16 protein-coding genes are annotated in these 13,935 nt (G+C 57.7%); 9 read left to right on the top strand and 7 right to left on the bottom strand.

Going from position 1 to position 13,935, the window contains the following annotated elements; genetic code table 11:
- Nucleotides 1-576 precede the first annotated feature (576 nt).
- Nucleotides 577-1,185, top strand: a complete 609-nt coding sequence (locus tag AC5SEO_RS20095; RefSeq protein ID WP_019566128.1) for a transglutaminase-like cysteine peptidase — start codon at nucleotides 577-579, stop codon at nucleotides 1,183-1,185.
- A gap of 94 nt (nucleotides 1,186-1,279) precedes the next feature.
- Here AC5SEO_RS20095 and AC5SEO_RS20090 read toward each other — a convergent pair whose 3' ends face one another.
- Entirely contained in the window at nucleotides 1,280-1,717 is a 438-nt protein-coding gene (locus AC5SEO_RS20090; RefSeq protein WP_013636312.1) for a DUF1489 family protein, read from the bottom strand.
- Between the two features lie 65 nt (nucleotides 1,718-1,782).
- Complete coding sequence (locus AC5SEO_RS20085; RefSeq protein WP_013636313.1) at nucleotides 1,783-3,186, bottom strand: L-serine ammonia-lyase; 1,404 nt, start codon at nucleotides 3,184-3,186, stop codon at nucleotides 1,783-1,785.
- Between AC5SEO_RS20085 and AC5SEO_RS20080 the strand changes: the two genes are divergently transcribed.
- Complete coding sequence (locus AC5SEO_RS20080) at nucleotides 3,185-3,451, top strand: hypothetical protein (protein WP_019566127.1); 267 nt, start codon at nucleotides 3,185-3,187, stop codon at nucleotides 3,449-3,451. The genes AC5SEO_RS20085 and AC5SEO_RS20080 overlap by 2 nt on opposite strands.
- A gap of 390 nt (nucleotides 3,452-3,841) precedes the next feature.
- Entirely contained in the window at nucleotides 3,842-4,192 is a 351-nt protein-coding gene (locus AC5SEO_RS20075; protein ID WP_003515702.1) for a hypothetical protein, read from the top strand.
- A gap of 1 nt (nucleotide 4,193) precedes the next feature.
- Here AC5SEO_RS20075 and AC5SEO_RS20070 read toward each other — a convergent pair whose 3' ends face one another.
- Both AC5SEO_RS20070 and AC5SEO_RS20065 read right to left on the bottom strand, forming a co-directional pair.
- Nucleotides 4,194-4,976, bottom strand: a complete 783-nt coding sequence (locus tag AC5SEO_RS20070) for a phosphodiester glycosidase family protein (RefSeq protein WP_065687285.1) — start codon at nucleotides 4,974-4,976, stop codon at nucleotides 4,194-4,196.
- Between the two features lie 134 nt (nucleotides 4,977-5,110).
- The gene (locus tag AC5SEO_RS20065; RefSeq protein WP_003515706.1) at nucleotides 5,111-5,272 is read right to left on the bottom strand and encodes an entericidin domain-containing protein; all 162 of its coding nucleotides are present in this window, start codon (nucleotides 5,270-5,272) and stop codon (nucleotides 5,111-5,113) included.
- Nucleotides 5,273-5,464: 192 nt separating this feature from the next.
- Here AC5SEO_RS20065 and AC5SEO_RS20060 point away from each other — a divergent pair, with 192 nt between their 5' ends.
- Together AC5SEO_RS20060 and AC5SEO_RS20055 are read left to right on the top strand one after the other, a co-directional pair.
- On the top strand, nucleotides 5,465-6,241 hold the full coding sequence (locus tag AC5SEO_RS20060; protein ID WP_065687284.1) for a formyl transferase: 777 nt from the start codon (nucleotides 5,465-5,467) through the stop codon (nucleotides 6,239-6,241).
- 105 nt (nucleotides 6,242-6,346) lie between these two features.
- Nucleotides 6,347-7,267 carry a methylenetetrahydrofolate reductase gene (locus tag AC5SEO_RS20055; protein ID WP_174068402.1) on the top strand — a complete coding sequence of 307 codons (921 nt, stop codon included), beginning with the start codon at nucleotides 6,347-6,349 and terminating at the stop codon, nucleotides 7,265-7,267.
- A 64-nt stretch (nucleotides 7,268-7,331) separates the two neighbouring features.
- Here the strand turns inward: AC5SEO_RS20055 and AC5SEO_RS20050 are convergent, their stop codons facing one another.
- The gene (locus AC5SEO_RS20050; RefSeq protein WP_003515711.1) at nucleotides 7,332-8,270 is read right to left on the bottom strand and encodes a LysR family transcriptional regulator; all 939 of its coding nucleotides are present in this window, start codon (nucleotides 8,268-8,270) and stop codon (nucleotides 7,332-7,334) included.
- A 239-nt stretch (nucleotides 8,271-8,509) separates the two neighbouring features.
- Between AC5SEO_RS20050 and AC5SEO_RS20045 the strand changes: the two genes are divergently transcribed.
- Both AC5SEO_RS20045 and AC5SEO_RS20040 read left to right on the top strand, forming a co-directional pair.
- On the top strand, nucleotides 8,510-8,728 hold the full coding sequence (locus AC5SEO_RS20045) for a DUF1127 domain-containing protein (protein WP_025593690.1): 219 nt from the start codon (nucleotides 8,510-8,512) through the stop codon (nucleotides 8,726-8,728).
- 272 nt (nucleotides 8,729-9,000) lie between these two features.
- Nucleotides 9,001-10,038 (top strand): GlxA family transcriptional regulator, encoded by a 1,038-nt coding sequence (locus AC5SEO_RS20040; RefSeq protein ID WP_003515714.1) that lies wholly within the window; start codon nucleotides 9,001-9,003, stop codon nucleotides 10,036-10,038.
- 160 nt (nucleotides 10,039-10,198) lie between these two features.
- Here the strand turns inward: AC5SEO_RS20040 and AC5SEO_RS20035 are convergent, their stop codons facing one another.
- Together AC5SEO_RS20035 and AC5SEO_RS20030 are read right to left on the bottom strand one after the other, a co-directional pair.
- Complete coding sequence (locus tag AC5SEO_RS20035) at nucleotides 10,199-11,674, bottom strand: NAD(P)H-hydrate dehydratase (protein WP_174068403.1); 1,476 nt, start codon at nucleotides 11,672-11,674, stop codon at nucleotides 10,199-10,201.
- 113 nt (nucleotides 11,675-11,787) lie between these two features.
- Complete coding sequence (locus AC5SEO_RS20030; protein ID WP_003515718.1) at nucleotides 11,788-11,943, bottom strand: hypothetical protein; 156 nt, start codon at nucleotides 11,941-11,943, stop codon at nucleotides 11,788-11,790.
- 89 nt (nucleotides 11,944-12,032) lie between these two features.
- Here AC5SEO_RS20030 and AC5SEO_RS20025 point away from each other — a divergent pair, with 89 nt between their 5' ends.
- On the top strand, nucleotides 12,033-12,371 hold the full coding sequence (locus tag AC5SEO_RS20025) for a P-II family nitrogen regulator (protein ID WP_003515720.1): 339 nt from the start codon (nucleotides 12,033-12,035) through the stop codon (nucleotides 12,369-12,371).
- 74 nt (nucleotides 12,372-12,445) lie between these two features.
- Nucleotides 12,446-13,855, top strand: a complete 1,410-nt coding sequence (glnA, locus tag AC5SEO_RS20020) for a type I glutamate--ammonia ligase (protein WP_003515722.1) — start codon at nucleotides 12,446-12,448, stop codon at nucleotides 13,853-13,855.
- Nucleotides 13,856-13,935: the final 80 nt, after the last annotated feature.

Below are 13,935 nucleotides of genomic sequence, written 5' to 3'. Positions count from 1 at the left end.
TCAAGGCCGGAATGATGGGAGCACACTGCTTTCGTCTACAAAAATGCCGCTCGTGCATTTGCGCTGACAGTTTAAAATACTGCTTTCCCGCACTTTGGATTCCGCTGAAGCTGACTTCCGTGCTATCCGGTCAGAGTGCCCGGCGCGCTCCATTTCGCGTTAGTTCTCGCGCAAAACCGCACTGGAAAATCCCGCTCCAGGCATTTTTTCCAAGAAAAAAACAGTTTTCTTGAAGTTTTTTCGCTGGCTTTTTGCCCTGTCCCGACTTGAAACACCAATCCCAAAACGGGAAATCCGCGTCTTCGATACGCTCCGCGGCCTGACTACCCATCATCGCAAAAATATCTCTGTGCCGAAAATCGCTTTCAATACAGGGGCCTAAATGGCTACCAAAAACCTAAGGTCGAGATGCGTAAAATTGTAATAAAATTTGCTTCAAACACGCGTAAAAACTAACTCGAATACAGTTCAAAACAAGCGCTAATTTGCTGAAATATAAGCTCAAATTGACACGCGCATCTTTCCGCGGGGTCAAAATATACATGCGAGTGTCTCCTCAACACGGGGAGACAAGCAATGAACAAAAACAACCGTTTCGGTTTCTTTCTGATCGCATTCATCGTCAGCGCCATCGCCCATCAGGCCAGCGCTTCGCCATCCGCCGCCATGCGCGTGATCGGCAAGGCCAACCCGCCGATCGGCCACTACGAGTTCTGCCAGACCTATCAGAGCGAATGCCAGCCGACATCGCTGGATAACGGCCCGATGAAACTGACCGAAGAGCGCTGGAAGACGATGCTCGACGTCAACTATACCGCCAACACCACGATCACGCCGATGACCGACATGGAAATCTACGGCGTCGAAGAGCGCTGGGCCTACCCCACCACGGTCGGCGATTGCGAAGATTTTGTGCTTCTGAAGCGCAAAATGCTAATGAACAAGGGCTTCTCCGCCAACAACCTGCTGATCACGGTTGTTCTGCAGCCGAATGGCGAAGGCCATGCAGTTCTGACCGTTCGCACCGATCGCGGTGATTTCGTCCTCGACAACATGCGCAACAAGGTCATGAACTGGTCGGAGACCGAATATACCTACCTGAAGCGTCAGGACACCGCCAATCCCGGACGCTGGGTGAAAATACAGGATGGCCGCGCCACCACTGCGGTTGGCGGCATCAACTGAAGCCATCCAAACCCACGCAAATACCGTCTCCCCAAATGAAAAAGCCGGCTCCGCAAGGAAGCCGGCTTTTTCATTTCAATCACATCATTGACGATCAGAGAAGGCCTAGTTCGGCCAGTTCCCGCTTGAGGTCGGAGGGCATCTCCTCGCCGCCGAAATCACCGCCGCCGAGATCGCGTGGGGCCTCGTTGTCCTTGAGGTAGCGCCAGCCCTGAAACGGCCGCTTCGGCGCAGGCGACGTCTCGATCACCTCGGGGCCGAGAATGAGATCGCAGCGGGTAATGCCGTCGTCGCCCTTGAAGGAACGTATGTCGAGAAGTTTCTGCCGTGCCTGCACCTGGCCCTTGATGACCCAATAGAGCGAACCGCCTTCCAGCAATTCGTCAAGCCGTTTCGGGATCATCCGCGTGGTGTGGACGCTGTGCGGCTCAAGGCCAGCGGCGATCGCGGTCAGCGAGCGATGCGCAACCCAGTCTCTCAAATCCTGGAGTGAATCCGCGCCGACGCAAAGTTTTATAAGATGTAGAGGCATATGCTTATCAATGCCTTTTTGCGGCGGGCGTCAAGCATGTGGACCATGCCTGACGCCCTGCCCGCTCAGCATTCCACAACGTTGACGGCAAGACCGCCGGTGGAAGTTTCCTTGTACTTGTCGCTCATGTCGTTGCCGGTCTGGCGCATGGTTTCGATACAGGCATCGAGCGGCACGAAATGCTGGCCGTCACCCTTCAGCGCCAGGGAAGCCGCCGTTACCGCCTTCACCGCACCCAGCGCGTTGCGCTCGATGCAGGGCACCTGCACCAGACCGGCGATCGGGTCGCAGGTCATGCCGAGGTGATGCTCGAGCGCGATTTCGGCGGCATTCTCCACCTGTTCTGGCGAACCGCCCATGACGGCGGCAAGGCCTGCGGCCGCCATCGCGGCAGCGGACCCAACCTCGCCCTGACAGCCGACCTCGGCACCTGAAATAGATGCATTATGCTTGATGATGCCGCCGATTGCGGCCGCCGTCAGCAGGAAATCGCGAACATCGTCAACGGTCGCATCCTCGTGGAAATGCCGGAAATACCGGACCGTGGCCGGAACGACGCCCGCAGCACCGTTGGTCGGCGCTGTCACCACGCGCCCGCCCGCAGCATTTTCCTCGTTCACGGCCATGGCATAGACGCTCAGCCAGTCATTCGCCATGACAGGATTGAGCCGGTTGCTGCGCCATTCCTCATTCAGCTTCTCGTAGATGGAGCGGGCACGGCGGCGCACCTTCAGGCCACCGGGCATGATGCCGTCCACCTTCAGCCCGCGCTCGATGCAGCCGTTCATCGCCTCCCATATCTGGTCGAGGCGCTCGTTCAGCTCGTCGCGGGAGATTACCGTTTCTTCGTTTGCGCGCTTCATCTGGGCGATGGTGCGGCCGGAGCGGCCCGCCATCTCAAGCATTTCCCGCGCCGTGGCGAAAGGATAAGGCACACGCGGACCATTATCGATGGTCTTGCCGCGCTGCTTGATCGCTTCCAGTTCCGTATCGGTCACGACGAAACCGCCGCCGACGGAATAATAGATGCGCTTGAGAAGCAGCCTGCCCTGATTGTCGAAGGCGGAAAAGGTCATGCCGTTGGCATGGCCGGGCAGCGGGTTCTTCTTGTCGAAGACCAGATCCTCGGCTGGGTTGAACTCATAGGAGGGGTGGCCGGGTGGCGACACGGTGCCCGCCTTTTCAACCTTTTCGATGATCGGGTCCATGGCGTCGGGGTCGACGAGATCCGGCCGCTCGCCCGTCAGGCCGAGAATGACCGCACGGCCGGTGCCGTGGCCAATGCCGGTAAAGGCAAGCGAACCGTGCAGGCTGACCTTCAGGCGCGACACGGAAGCACCCGCCGGACGCGGCCATTCATCACCGAGGATAAGCGCAAGAAAGCGGTTAGCCGCCGTCATCGGCCCCATCGTATGCGAGCTGGAAGGACCGATACCGATCTTGAAGACGTCGAAGACCGAAAGAAACATGAGGCTTACCTTGAATAAGAATGGATTCCACCGCCATCATATCCAAAGCCGCGACGGATCGCCACAAAAGAGCGGCACCGGCTTTTGCAGCTGCGACATACAGGCCGCAGAAACGAAAACAGCACGGTTTCCAGAGGAAACCGCGCCGTTTCAAAACCCGTCATTCATGAGAAGTGCTTATGGGCTGCCAAAAATGTACGTCAATGCGAGAAATGCGGCAAAGCCTGCAAGCGCGCGCAAGGTGACGGCCCAACAGGATTTCTGAGCGGTTTCTTCCATGATTACTCCAGCTATTCACTCTCCGGGCGATCTTCAAGACCGGGCCCGTTGGGGGAAGCATTTATTAAAATCCGGCGCAGAACGCAAATGCAAAAAGCGGCTAAATGAAGGCGTTTTTGACGGGCTGCCATTCGTCAGTTGCATAGGTGTGTGAAAAAACAAGGCTTTAGATCGACGCTTTCGGGTTACCCCTTTTTGCCGTTCGCCTCAATTTGAACCAAAGTGTAACTGGTTTATGAAGGTTTCGCACAAACACCTGTTGAAGCCAGCGGCAATCGGCATTCCAGAGTTGAATTTCAGTGTCCGGACTGTTGTGCCTTGAAACCCTTTCGGCTGTGCCTTATCGACAGAAAACGGCAACGGGATTCGGCATTACATGCAGCAGGCATCATCTTTTCCGGACCGCGAGACGGTCGCATCGAAACTTGCCTCGCTTGCAAGCGAGGACAAGGCGTGGGTGCTGCTTTTGATGGAAAACGTGTTGCAGGATGAAAACCTGCTGGCCGGCCTCAATCTCTATCTCGATCAACAGGCCAATGCCCGCTTCCTCAACAGTCTGAAACTGGAGACATCAGGCGAATGGCTGGGCTGTAACGCCCCTGCCCGCCTGCAGATACGCATCACCGAAGCGGCCAAGGCCAGCCAGCATCCTGCCTATCTGGCCTTCCGCAAGGGACTGACGGCGTCGGCAGGCCTCGAAAAAGCCTACCCCAAGGCGCCGATCTGACTTAGTCAGGCACCCTGTCGACGACAGCGATAATCGGCCCCATGGCAAACAGGGAATCGCGCCTTTTCATCGCGGGAATGTCGACACTGGAAATCGTCCCGTCGAGATACAGCGCGTTTGGCGCATCCAGCACATCCCTGAACAACGTCGCGAAGTCATAAAAACGCACGGTGTTTTCCGAAATCGCGAAATGCACCATGCCATCGCGCGACACGCCGACGCCGTTGCGGCGTTTCAGGCTGTCGCTATCGGGCAGAAATCGCGGATGCAGCTTTCCATCGATCACCATCATCGGGCCGGACTGGGTGGCAAAATCCGGCTTCAAGCCGGCAGAGACATAGGCCTGCGTTTCCAGAACGCCCGCCATTGCACCCTTCAGATAAAACACGCCATTCGGCAGAAGATGGAAATTGCCCCACCCGCCGCCGGTAATAATCGGCGAACGTTCGACGCCGTTTTCGACAAAAAGGCCAACGGGAGAATAGTCGGAATGATACATGCCGCCATTCATGGCGAAGACGCTGAACATGTGCTGCCGCCACAGGGCGGAGGAGAGATCGGAGAAGGAGCGATATCCCTCACCCGAGACATGATCGCGGTCGTAAATCCGGATCATGCTTTTCGCAGGATCGAAACTGCAGACGATGTAACGTCCGCCCGCATGCTCCGTGGTTTTGCAGAAATCCGCCTGTCCGCCCGCCTTAGCCGAAAACGGCAAAAGCAATGGCAGCAGCAAGCTAATCAGTCTTTTCGTCACCAGTCTTTTCGTCACCAGTCTTTTCATCAGCGCCCGCTCATGCCCTCTCGCCCCATCTTAGTACGGCGCGATTCTTACACATGAACTGTGACGGTGAAATCAGGTCAAAGAAAAGGCGTCCCCTTCATTCAGGGAGACGCCAGACCTTGGAGGGGAGAGACTTAGCGACGCGCGGCGCGGTCTACGCTACGACCTGCGTCCTGCGTGGCGTCCACTGCATTTGCCGTATCCCGGCCAACGCCGCGAATGGTATTACCGCAGGAACTCAAGGTCACGACGGTCAACAAAGCCACGAAAACTGTCGAAAGAATACGTGTGATCATTTGAAATAACTCCCCTATGACTTGCCGTCCAAAGGCAAGCGCCGATGTGATATGCGTCACAATAACGTGAGCATTGGAAATCGGTTCCACCGGCGTTTGAAAAAATCCCGTCGGTGAAAATTAACATGGTTTTGAACTTCGCGAGGGAAACTCGGGCGCAGGGATCATGATCGGGAAAATCGTGTGGGTGACATGACTGAGATAAACAATCGGCTACTGGTGATGACGGCGGGGGGGCTGAACCCCAATGTCATGATCAATGCGCTGGCCGCCCGGTTTCCGGATATCCATGTCATCGTGGAGCAGGCGGAAAGCAAATCGGCCATTCTGAAAAGACGGGCGCGGCGGCTTGGCTGGATGACAGCCGCAGGCCAGATGGCGACGATGATCGCCTCCCGGCTCGGCAAACGCTTCACTGTTCGGCGCACCAATGAGATCATTGCCGAACATGGCCTCTCTGCCGATCTCGGCCAGGCAGTTCCTGTTACACACGTCGCCTCCCTGAACGACGAAGAGTGCCACAAGGCCATCAACACCTTGCAACCGGCGGCGATCTTCACCATTTCCTGCCGCCTTCTGACACCGGCAACCCTTCAAGCTCTGCGCTGCCCGGTCATCAATTTCCACGCCGGCATCAATCCCGCCTATCGCGGCCAGATGGGCGGTTATTGGGCGCTGGTGGAAAAGGACCGGGGTAATTTCGGCGCAACCGTGCATCTGGTCGACAAGGGCGTGGATACCGGCGCAACCCTTTACGAAAAGCGGCTGAAGCCCTCGCCTTCCGATACCATAGCTACCTACCCCCTGCTTCTGACCGCCGCCTCGGTCGATATTGCGGTCAGCGCTATCGAGGACGCCCTTTCCGGCAGCCTTGCGCCGCAACCGCCCTTGCCTGGCAAATCGGTGCTGCGGTTTCCGCCGACGATCTGGACATGGCTGTGGAACGGCCTCACCAAACGTGTCTGGTGAGAACAACCAGCCATTGCCGCTAGCCAAACAGATGAAATCAAGCTTCGTCGCAGATGCAGGGCTGTCTTGCCGCAACAGGCAAAGACGTGGGCAAAAAACCGGTGCATGATAAGGAAAAGGACCAAATTCAAATTGCACGATATCTCGACCTCTCCCGCCATTGCCGCCTCCATTGAAGCCTCACCCGCACAGGTGCTCGGCCCGGCAAGTCTTGCCGGTATCTTTCCACAGGGCGTGCGTGTTTATCTGACAGACACCGGACAGGCCTCGCAGGACAGGCTGGTCGACGCTGCAAAACATCTTCGCGATCTCGGCTACACACCAGTGCCGCATCTCGCGGCAAGGCGCATATCGTTTCGCGTGCAATTCGAGGAGCAGGTGAAGCGGCTGGCAGGCGAAGCGGGTGTGTCGGATGTGCTGGTAGTCGGCGGTGGCGTCGCCACGCCGGCTGGTCCCTTCACATCCAGCATGGATATGCTGTCGACCGGCATCTTCGATCGCTGTGGGATCAATCAGATTGCAATCGCCGGCCATCCCGAAGGCAGCCCCGATTTCAGCGATGAGACGGCGACGGCCGCCTTGAAGTTGAAGTATGATTTTGCCGAAAGAAGCGATGCAGCAATGCGCATCGTCACCCAGTTCGGCTTCGACCCCGCGCGCTTCATCGCTTGGGCGGAAGGACTTGCCGCCTCCGGCATCGACTTGCCGGTGCATATCGGCGTCTCCGGTCCGGCCAGGATCACGACGCTGCTGAAATATGCAGCACTCTGCGGCGTCGGCAATTCCATCGCCTATCTGAAAAAGAACGCGCTCTCCCTGACGACGTTGGCCAAGGGGCATTCACCGGAAAGCGTGGTCGGCCCTATCGAACGGCACTGGCAGGCAAATCCGGCAGGACCGATCCGGCAAATCCACGTCTTCCCCTTTGGTGGGCTACAGAATTCGGCAGACTGGCTGGCCGGTCGTGGAAGCTGGCAAATCGGCGATGCGGACTTTTCTGCAAAGCGGGGCACGGTAGCGATCTAGGCCCACCTTTGCCTATGGCGCGACGGACGCTCGCCGTCGCGCATTCCCGTTATAAAGATCTACCTCAGGCCGCCTTGGCGACCTCGACAAAGGCGTTGCGGATGCTTTCCGCGACCGCAAGGATGGGGCGCGAGGGTCTTTCGCCCGTGATCAGGCGAATATCGAAATAACCAAGTTCCGGCAGGCCTTCCTTGTCGCTCAGAATGACCATGTCGTTCTGCACATAGGAGCGCGGCAGGGGTGCGATGGCGAGATCGGCGGCAATTGCTGCGCGCTGCGCCATGGTATGGCCGCTGAGATAGGCCACGCGGAAATTGCGACCCCGCTTTTCAAGCGAGTTGATCGCTTCCGAACGCCAGATGCAGCCCTCTTCCCAGATCGATATAGGCAGCGGATCGCGCAGATAGGCCGTACCGCATTTTGCCCCGGCCCAGACGAGACGTTCGCGCATCAGCACCTCGCCCGTATCCCGCAGCGGATGCGACGCACAGTTGACCAGCGCCAGATCCAGCCGCCGTTCATCCATGCGCTTGTAGAGATTGGAACTGGAATCGATCGTGACATCGATCATGATGCCGGGGAAAACCTCGGCAAAACGCTTGAGGATACCCGGGAGCAAACCGCGCTCGCCAATATCTTCCGGCGCACCGAGCCTGACGACGCCAGACAGTTCAGGCATGACGAAACGCGACACGGCCTCGTTAGACAGCGCGATCATGCGGCGCGCATAGGTAAGAAGCGTTTCGCCATGCGCCGTCAAAGTAACCGAGCGGGCATCGCGCAGGAACAACGTCGTCTTCAGCTGTTCCTCCAGCTTCTTTATCTGCATGGAAACGGCGGACGGCGTTCTGAACACCACCTCTGCAGCGGTGGAGAAGTTCCCGGTCTCGGCAATCGCGACGAAGGTTCTCAGAATGTCGTTATCCAGCAGCGGCAGCGGTTGGCGGAAAGTTACGGTCATGGCACGAACCTTCAAATATTTTGATTTATAGATGGATATCATTTCGTTTGATTGAATGTCAACACAGGCGCACCATCCGGGACATCGAATGACAGGGCAACTAACGCCTTGTCGGAATGAAGCGCTGGCCCATCACGGAATGACAGGAATTCCGGCAGGCGGCGAACGCGAGTCATTCCTAAAACTGATGAATGACATAAAATTCATTCTCTTGTTTGATGAGATATGTAAGCGCATACCGAAGTCGTAAACAGGATCGTGGTTCACGAAAGGATCAAGACATGGCCATGATACATTATCACCCCGCAGCGAGCCGTTCATCGCAACGCCCCTCGACCGGCAGCTGGCTCCAGCGCCTGTCCGGCCAGATTTCCGCTCTCCATACGTCATGGAAGCGCGCAAGAATGCTCCGCGCGCTGGAAGGTTTGCCGCCTGAAACATTGAAGGACATTGGATGGCCGACAACCGACAGCAACCGCATCAGGGTCGTCCGCAAATGATGCGCAACCCCATGGCTCGCAACCGTCCCAGGACTTGCGAGCCATCCCCGTCAATCCCGAGACGCGCCGGCAGAGGCGTAAAATGACCTGCCTGTTTTACATGCGACACGACGCCCTTTAAAAAGGCTTGTCGCAAATTTTGCATATTTCAAAAGCTATTTTTTGACAGCCCGGATTTCACGGCGTATTTTTCGTTAAAGATGTCGGAAACAGGACATCCAGAAGACCGATTCCAAGGGAGGAATTGCGTATTCGCAACGGAGCACGGGCAAATGAGCAGGAACTCCCAGAAGAAACGCTCAATCGTCTTTTTTCTCATTCCGCAATTTACCATGCTGCCGTTCGCCGCAGCGGTTGAAACGCTTCGCATCGCCAATCGCATGCTGGGGTATCAGGCTTACGAATGGCGCCTCGCCTCGCTCGACGGCCAGAAGGTCATGTCATCAAGCGGCATCTGTCTTGAGGTCGACACCTGTCTTGCCGATGAGCGACGATATGTCAGCGGCGAAAACCGCGTTGAAATGGCGATCATCTGTTCGGGCATCGATGTCGACCAGCACATCAACAAATCCGTCAATGCCTGGCTGCGTGAAGCCTATAATCGCGGCATCGCCATCGGCAGCCTCTGTACCGCCGCGCATATCCTCGCGCAGGCCGGTCTCTTAAATGGCAAACGCTGTGCGATCCACTGGGAGAACCTGCCTGGTTTTTCCGAGGCCTTCCCGCAGGTGGAAGTCTATGCCGATCTCTTCGAGGTCGACAGCAACATCTATACCTGCGCCGGCGGCACCGCATCGCTCGATATGATGCTGAGCCTGATCGGTCAGGATTTCGGCGAAAATCTTGTCAACCGCGTCTGCGAGCAGCAATTGACGGACCGGGTGCGCAGCCCCAACGACCGCCAGCGCCTGCCGCTGCGTGCGCGCCTCGGCGTTCAGAATAGCAAGGTCCTGTCGATCATCGAATTGATGGAAGGCAATCTGTCCGAGCCGCTGTCGCTGCTCGACATCGCCGATGCGGCCGATCTGTCGCGCCGACAGGTGGAGCGTCTCTTCCGGCAGGAAATGGGCCGCTCACCCGCCCGCTACTATCTTGAAATTCGCCTGGACCGCGCCCGCCACCTGCTGGTGCAATCGGCCATGCCGGTGGTCGAGGTTGCCGTTGCCTGCGGTTTCGTCTCCGCTTCGCATTTCTCCAAGTGTTATCGCGAAATCTACAATCGCACGCCGCAACAGGAACGGGCGGAACGCAAGCTGCTGATCAGCGCTTCGCGGATGGCAACCGCGAGCCAGGGCAAAGCCGCGCACTGACGCGGCTTTAAACCTCTAGGGCGAAAAAGCCCTCGCCTCAGGGATGAAAACCTCCCCCCGTCATGCCGGACTAGATCCTGCATACAGCCACGACGCGTCTGCGCAGCGAAAGGTATCTCCTGCGATCAAGTCCGGTGACGGCGTGGACACCAACTCAAGGTCACGCAAAAGGCCGCACCGCGTGGGCGAGATCTTCTGCCGTCATACCTGCACCCGCCCTGCTGCCCGCCACGCCATGCAGCCAGACACCGGCAGCGGCGGCCTCAAAGGCAGGCGTTCCCTTGGCAAGCAATGCGCCGATGATGCCAGCCAGCACATCGCCTGACCCCGCCGTCGCAAGGCTCGACGGCGCATTGGTATTGACCAGCGCGCGGCCGTCCGGCGCGGCGATGACCGTATCCGCACCCTTGTAGACCAGCACTGCGCCGCTGCGCGCCGATGCGGTCTGCGCCTTCTCGATCTTGCTCAGTGACGTGTCAGCGGCGAGATCGGGAAAGAGCCGAGCAAACTCGCCCTCATGCGGCGTCAATACGAATTTCCCCGCGCCTGAAATCACCCGGTCGAAGAGGGTTTCCGGGCAGTCCTTGAAAGCGGTGATCGCGTCGGCATCCAGCACCACCACCTTGTCCCCGAGCAGGGACACGAATTGCCGCGCCTTTTCGAGATCGCCGAAACCGGGACCGAGGACGAAAGCGCCGTGGCGTTTGTCGTCCAGCCAGTGGCGCAGATCGTCCGCATCATCCAGACCGGAGCTCATCACCGCCGTCAATGTCACCGAAAGCACGTCGAGCGCCTGCTTCGGCGCGGCGATGGTGACGATGCCCGCCCCCGCCTTCAGCGCCGCGATTGCCGTCATGCGGCTTGCTCCCGTCGCATGTGGCGGTCCGGAAAAGACGGTCAGATGCCCACGGCGGAATTTATGCGTTTCCATTTCGGAGGGGGGCAAGGCGTCGCGCCAGACAAGTGGATCGTTTTCCGCAACCGATCCCGCATGAGCGGCGAGAATACGAGAGGGGATACCGATATCGAACACCTCAAGCGTCCCGCACAGTTCCCGCCCCGGCATCAACAGATGGCCGGGTTTTCGCGCCATGAAGGTTACGGTCCGCTCCGCCTTGAACGATGCGCCCAGAGGCACGCCCCTCCTGCCGCAAAGACCAGACGGCAGATCGACGGCGAGAACCGGCACGGCTGCCTGCGTCACCGCATCGATCACGCGCCGAAGCTCCGACGGAATCTCGCGGGACAATCCGGCACCGAACACCGCGTCAATCACCACGTCTCCAGCCATGGGCACATAGTCGCCAAGCGGCAGGGCTGTGACGCCGCTGCCCTCGAAAGCCGTGCGGGCATCGCCTTTCATGGCCGTAACGTGGCCAAGATGATGAACCGCAACTGTCGCCCCGCTTTGCACAAGCGAGCGTGCCGCAACGTAACCATCACCGCCATTATTGCCGCCTCCGCAGAGCACGACGAAACGCAGCACGTCCGGATAGTAGCGAAGGGCCGAAGCAGCGACCGCCTGCCCTGCCCGCTCCATAAGATCGTATAGGGGAATACCGGATTGGCCTGAGGCCGCATCGATGCGGGCCATCACAGCAGGGTCGATAAGAGAGAGATTCAATAGGGATTTCATGGAGCGATCATCCCTTCAAAACGCCGGAAAGGCAATCGATACAAAAATAAGCAAATGGCTGCGGCGAAATAATAATCAAATGCATAAAATATAAACAAATCAACAAAACGCCGTCAGTGCATCCCGAAATATTCAACATAACTAAAATAAGGAAAACCGACAGAATTGATGACGGATTTTTCGGGTTTTGGCGAGAAATTGGCTGGAAAACCACAAAAAGCGAATGCATTTTGTGCCAGAAAGCCGGGCAAGCGAAGTTTTTTCTTCAAGCCCGCTTCCGATCTGGCACAATACGTGCATTCTTGTGGCAGAGCGGGAATAACCTGCTTTAACGGGAGAAGCGGAGAGATATTTTCTCATGAAAAAGATCGAAGCGATCATTAAGCCTTTCAAGCTCGATGAAGTGAAGGAAGCCCTTCAGGAAGTCGGACTTCAGGGAATCACGGTCACGGAAGCAAAAGGCTTTGGTCGTCAGAAGGGCCACACGGAACTCTACCGCGGAGCAGAGTACGTTGTGGACTTTTTGCCGAAAGTGAAAGTCGAAGTCGTACTGGCGGACGAAAATGCGGAAGCCGTCATTGAGGCTATCCGCAATGCGGCACAGACCGGACGTATCGGCGACGGAAAGATTTTCGTTTCCAACGTCGAGGAAGTCATCCGAATCCGTACCGGTGAAACAGGCGTGGACGCCATATAATCGGAACCAGGTCCTGAGCCGGGGAGGCTCAGGTTTTTCACCTCGTCACCACCACACTCAAGGAAAACGTTTAAATGACGACCGCAAACGATATCTTGAAGCAGATCAAGGATAACGACATCAAGTTCGTGGACCTGCGCTTTACCGACCCCAAGGGCAAGCTGCAGCATGTCACCATGGATGTTGTCTGCGTAGACGAAGACATGTTCGCCGATGGCGTCATGTTCGACGGCTCCTCGATCGCCGGCTGGAAGGCCATCAACGAATCCGACATGGTGCTGATGCCCGATCCGGCAACTGCCCATACCGATCCGTTCTTCGCCCAGTCGACCCTCGTCATCCTTTGCGACATTCTCGACCCGGTTTCCGGCGAAGCCTATAACCGCGACCCGCGCGGCACCGCCAAGAAGGCCGAAGCCTACCTCAAGGCCTCCGGTATCGGCGACACCATCTTCGTTGGCCCCGAGCCAGAATTCTTCGTCTTCGACGACGTGAAGTACAAGGCAGACCCTTACAACACCGGCTTCAAGCTGGACTCGTCGGAACTGCCGTCCAACGACGACACGGATTACGAAACCGGCAACCTTGGCCACCGTCCACGCGTCAAGGGCGGTTACTTCCCGGTTCCGCCGATCGACAGCCTGCAGGACATGCGTTCCGAAATGCTGACGGTTCTCGCTGAAATGGGCGTCGTCGTCGAAAAGCACCACCACGAAGTCGCCTCCGCGCAGCACGAGCTGGGCGTGAAGTTCGACACCATGGTATCCAGCGCCGACAAGATGCAGATCTACAAGTACGTCGTGCACCAGGTCGCCAATGCCTATGGCAAGACGGCAACCTTCATGCCGAAGCCGATCTTCGGCGACAACGGCTCGGGCATGCACGTGCACCAGTCGATCTGGAAGGGCGGCAAGCCGACCTTTGCTGGCGACGAATATGCCGGCCTGTCTGAAAACTGCCTGTACTACATCGGCGGCATCATCAAGCATGCCAAGGCCATCAACGCCTTTACCAACCCCACCACCAACTCCTACAAGCGTCTGGTGCCGGGTTATGAAGCTCCGGTTCTGCTGGCCTATTCCGCCCGCAACCGCTCCGCATCGTGCCGCATTCCCTTCGGCTCCAACCCGAAGGCAAAGCGCGTCGAAGTCCGCTTCCCGGACCCGACCCAGAACCCCTATCTCGGTTTTGCAGCCATGCTGATGGCCGGCCTCGACGGCATCAAGAACAAGATCCATCCCGGCAAGCCAATGGACAAGGACCTTTACGACCTTCCTGCCAAGGAACTGAAAAAGATCCCGACCGTCTGCGGCTCGCTGCGCGAAGCGCTGGAAAGCCTCGACAAGGATCGCAAGTTCCTCACCGCCGGCGGCGTGTTCGACGACGACCAGATCGACTCGTTCATCGAGCTGAAAATGCAGGAAGTCATGCGCTTCGAAATGACCCCGCATCCGGTCGAATTCGACATGTACTACTCTGCCTGACCGGCATTTGGGACGCCTTTTGAGGCGTCCCTTCCCGCTCGGCGGTTTTCCCCTGGAAAGCCGCCGTTTTCTTTTGATGC

Source organism: Agrobacterium sp. K11 (assembly GCF_059429395.1).
Note: the sequence above shows the minus strand (reverse complement) of the source record. Positions and strands in the feature narration are given on the sequence as shown.

What these genes read in the sequence shown, in the direction of transcription:
- AC5SEO_RS20095 (WP_019566128.1), top strand. Translation starts at nt 577, where the DNA reads ATGAACAAAAACAACCGTTTCGGTTTCTTTCTGATCGCATTCATCGTC.
- AC5SEO_RS20090 (WP_013636312.1), bottom strand. Translation starts at nt 1,717, where the DNA reads ATGCCTCTACATCTTATAAAACTTTGCGTCGGCGCGGATTCACTCCAG.
- AC5SEO_RS20080 (WP_019566127.1), top strand. Translation starts at nt 3,185, where the DNA reads ATGAGGCTTACCTTGAATAAGAATGGATTCCACCGCCATCATATCCAA.
- AC5SEO_RS20085 (WP_013636313.1), bottom strand. Translation starts at nt 3,186, where the DNA reads ATGTTTCTTTCGGTCTTCGACGTCTTCAAGATCGGTATCGGTCCTTCC.
- AC5SEO_RS20075 (WP_003515702.1), top strand. Translation starts at nt 3,842, where the DNA reads ATGCAGCAGGCATCATCTTTTCCGGACCGCGAGACGGTCGCATCGAAA.
- AC5SEO_RS20070 (WP_065687285.1), bottom strand. Translation starts at nt 4,976, where the DNA reads ATGAAAAGACTGGTGACGAAAAGACTGGTGACGAAAAGACTGATTAGC.
- AC5SEO_RS20065 (WP_003515706.1), bottom strand. Translation starts at nt 5,272, where the DNA reads ATGATCACACGTATTCTTTCGACAGTTTTCGTGGCTTTGTTGACCGTC.
- AC5SEO_RS20060 (WP_065687284.1), top strand. Translation starts at nt 5,465, where the DNA reads ATGACTGAGATAAACAATCGGCTACTGGTGATGACGGCGGGGGGGCTG.
- AC5SEO_RS20055 (WP_174068402.1), top strand. Translation starts at nt 6,347, where the DNA reads ATGATAAGGAAAAGGACCAAATTCAAATTGCACGATATCTCGACCTCT.
- AC5SEO_RS20050 (WP_003515711.1), bottom strand. Translation starts at nt 8,270, where the DNA reads ATGATATCCATCTATAAATCAAAATATTTGAAGGTTCGTGCCATGACC.
- AC5SEO_RS20045 (WP_025593690.1), top strand. Translation starts at nt 8,510, where the DNA reads ATGGCCATGATACATTATCACCCCGCAGCGAGCCGTTCATCGCAACGC.
- AC5SEO_RS20040 (WP_003515714.1), top strand. Translation starts at nt 9,001, where the DNA reads ATGAGCAGGAACTCCCAGAAGAAACGCTCAATCGTCTTTTTTCTCATT.
- AC5SEO_RS20035 (WP_174068403.1), bottom strand. Translation starts at nt 11,674, where the DNA reads ATGAAATCCCTATTGAATCTCTCTCTTATCGACCCTGCTGTGATGGCC.
- AC5SEO_RS20025 (WP_003515720.1), top strand. Translation starts at nt 12,033, where the DNA reads ATGAAAAAGATCGAAGCGATCATTAAGCCTTTCAAGCTCGATGAAGTG.
- glnA (WP_003515722.1), top strand. Translation starts at nt 12,446, where the DNA reads ATGACGACCGCAAACGATATCTTGAAGCAGATCAAGGATAACGACATC.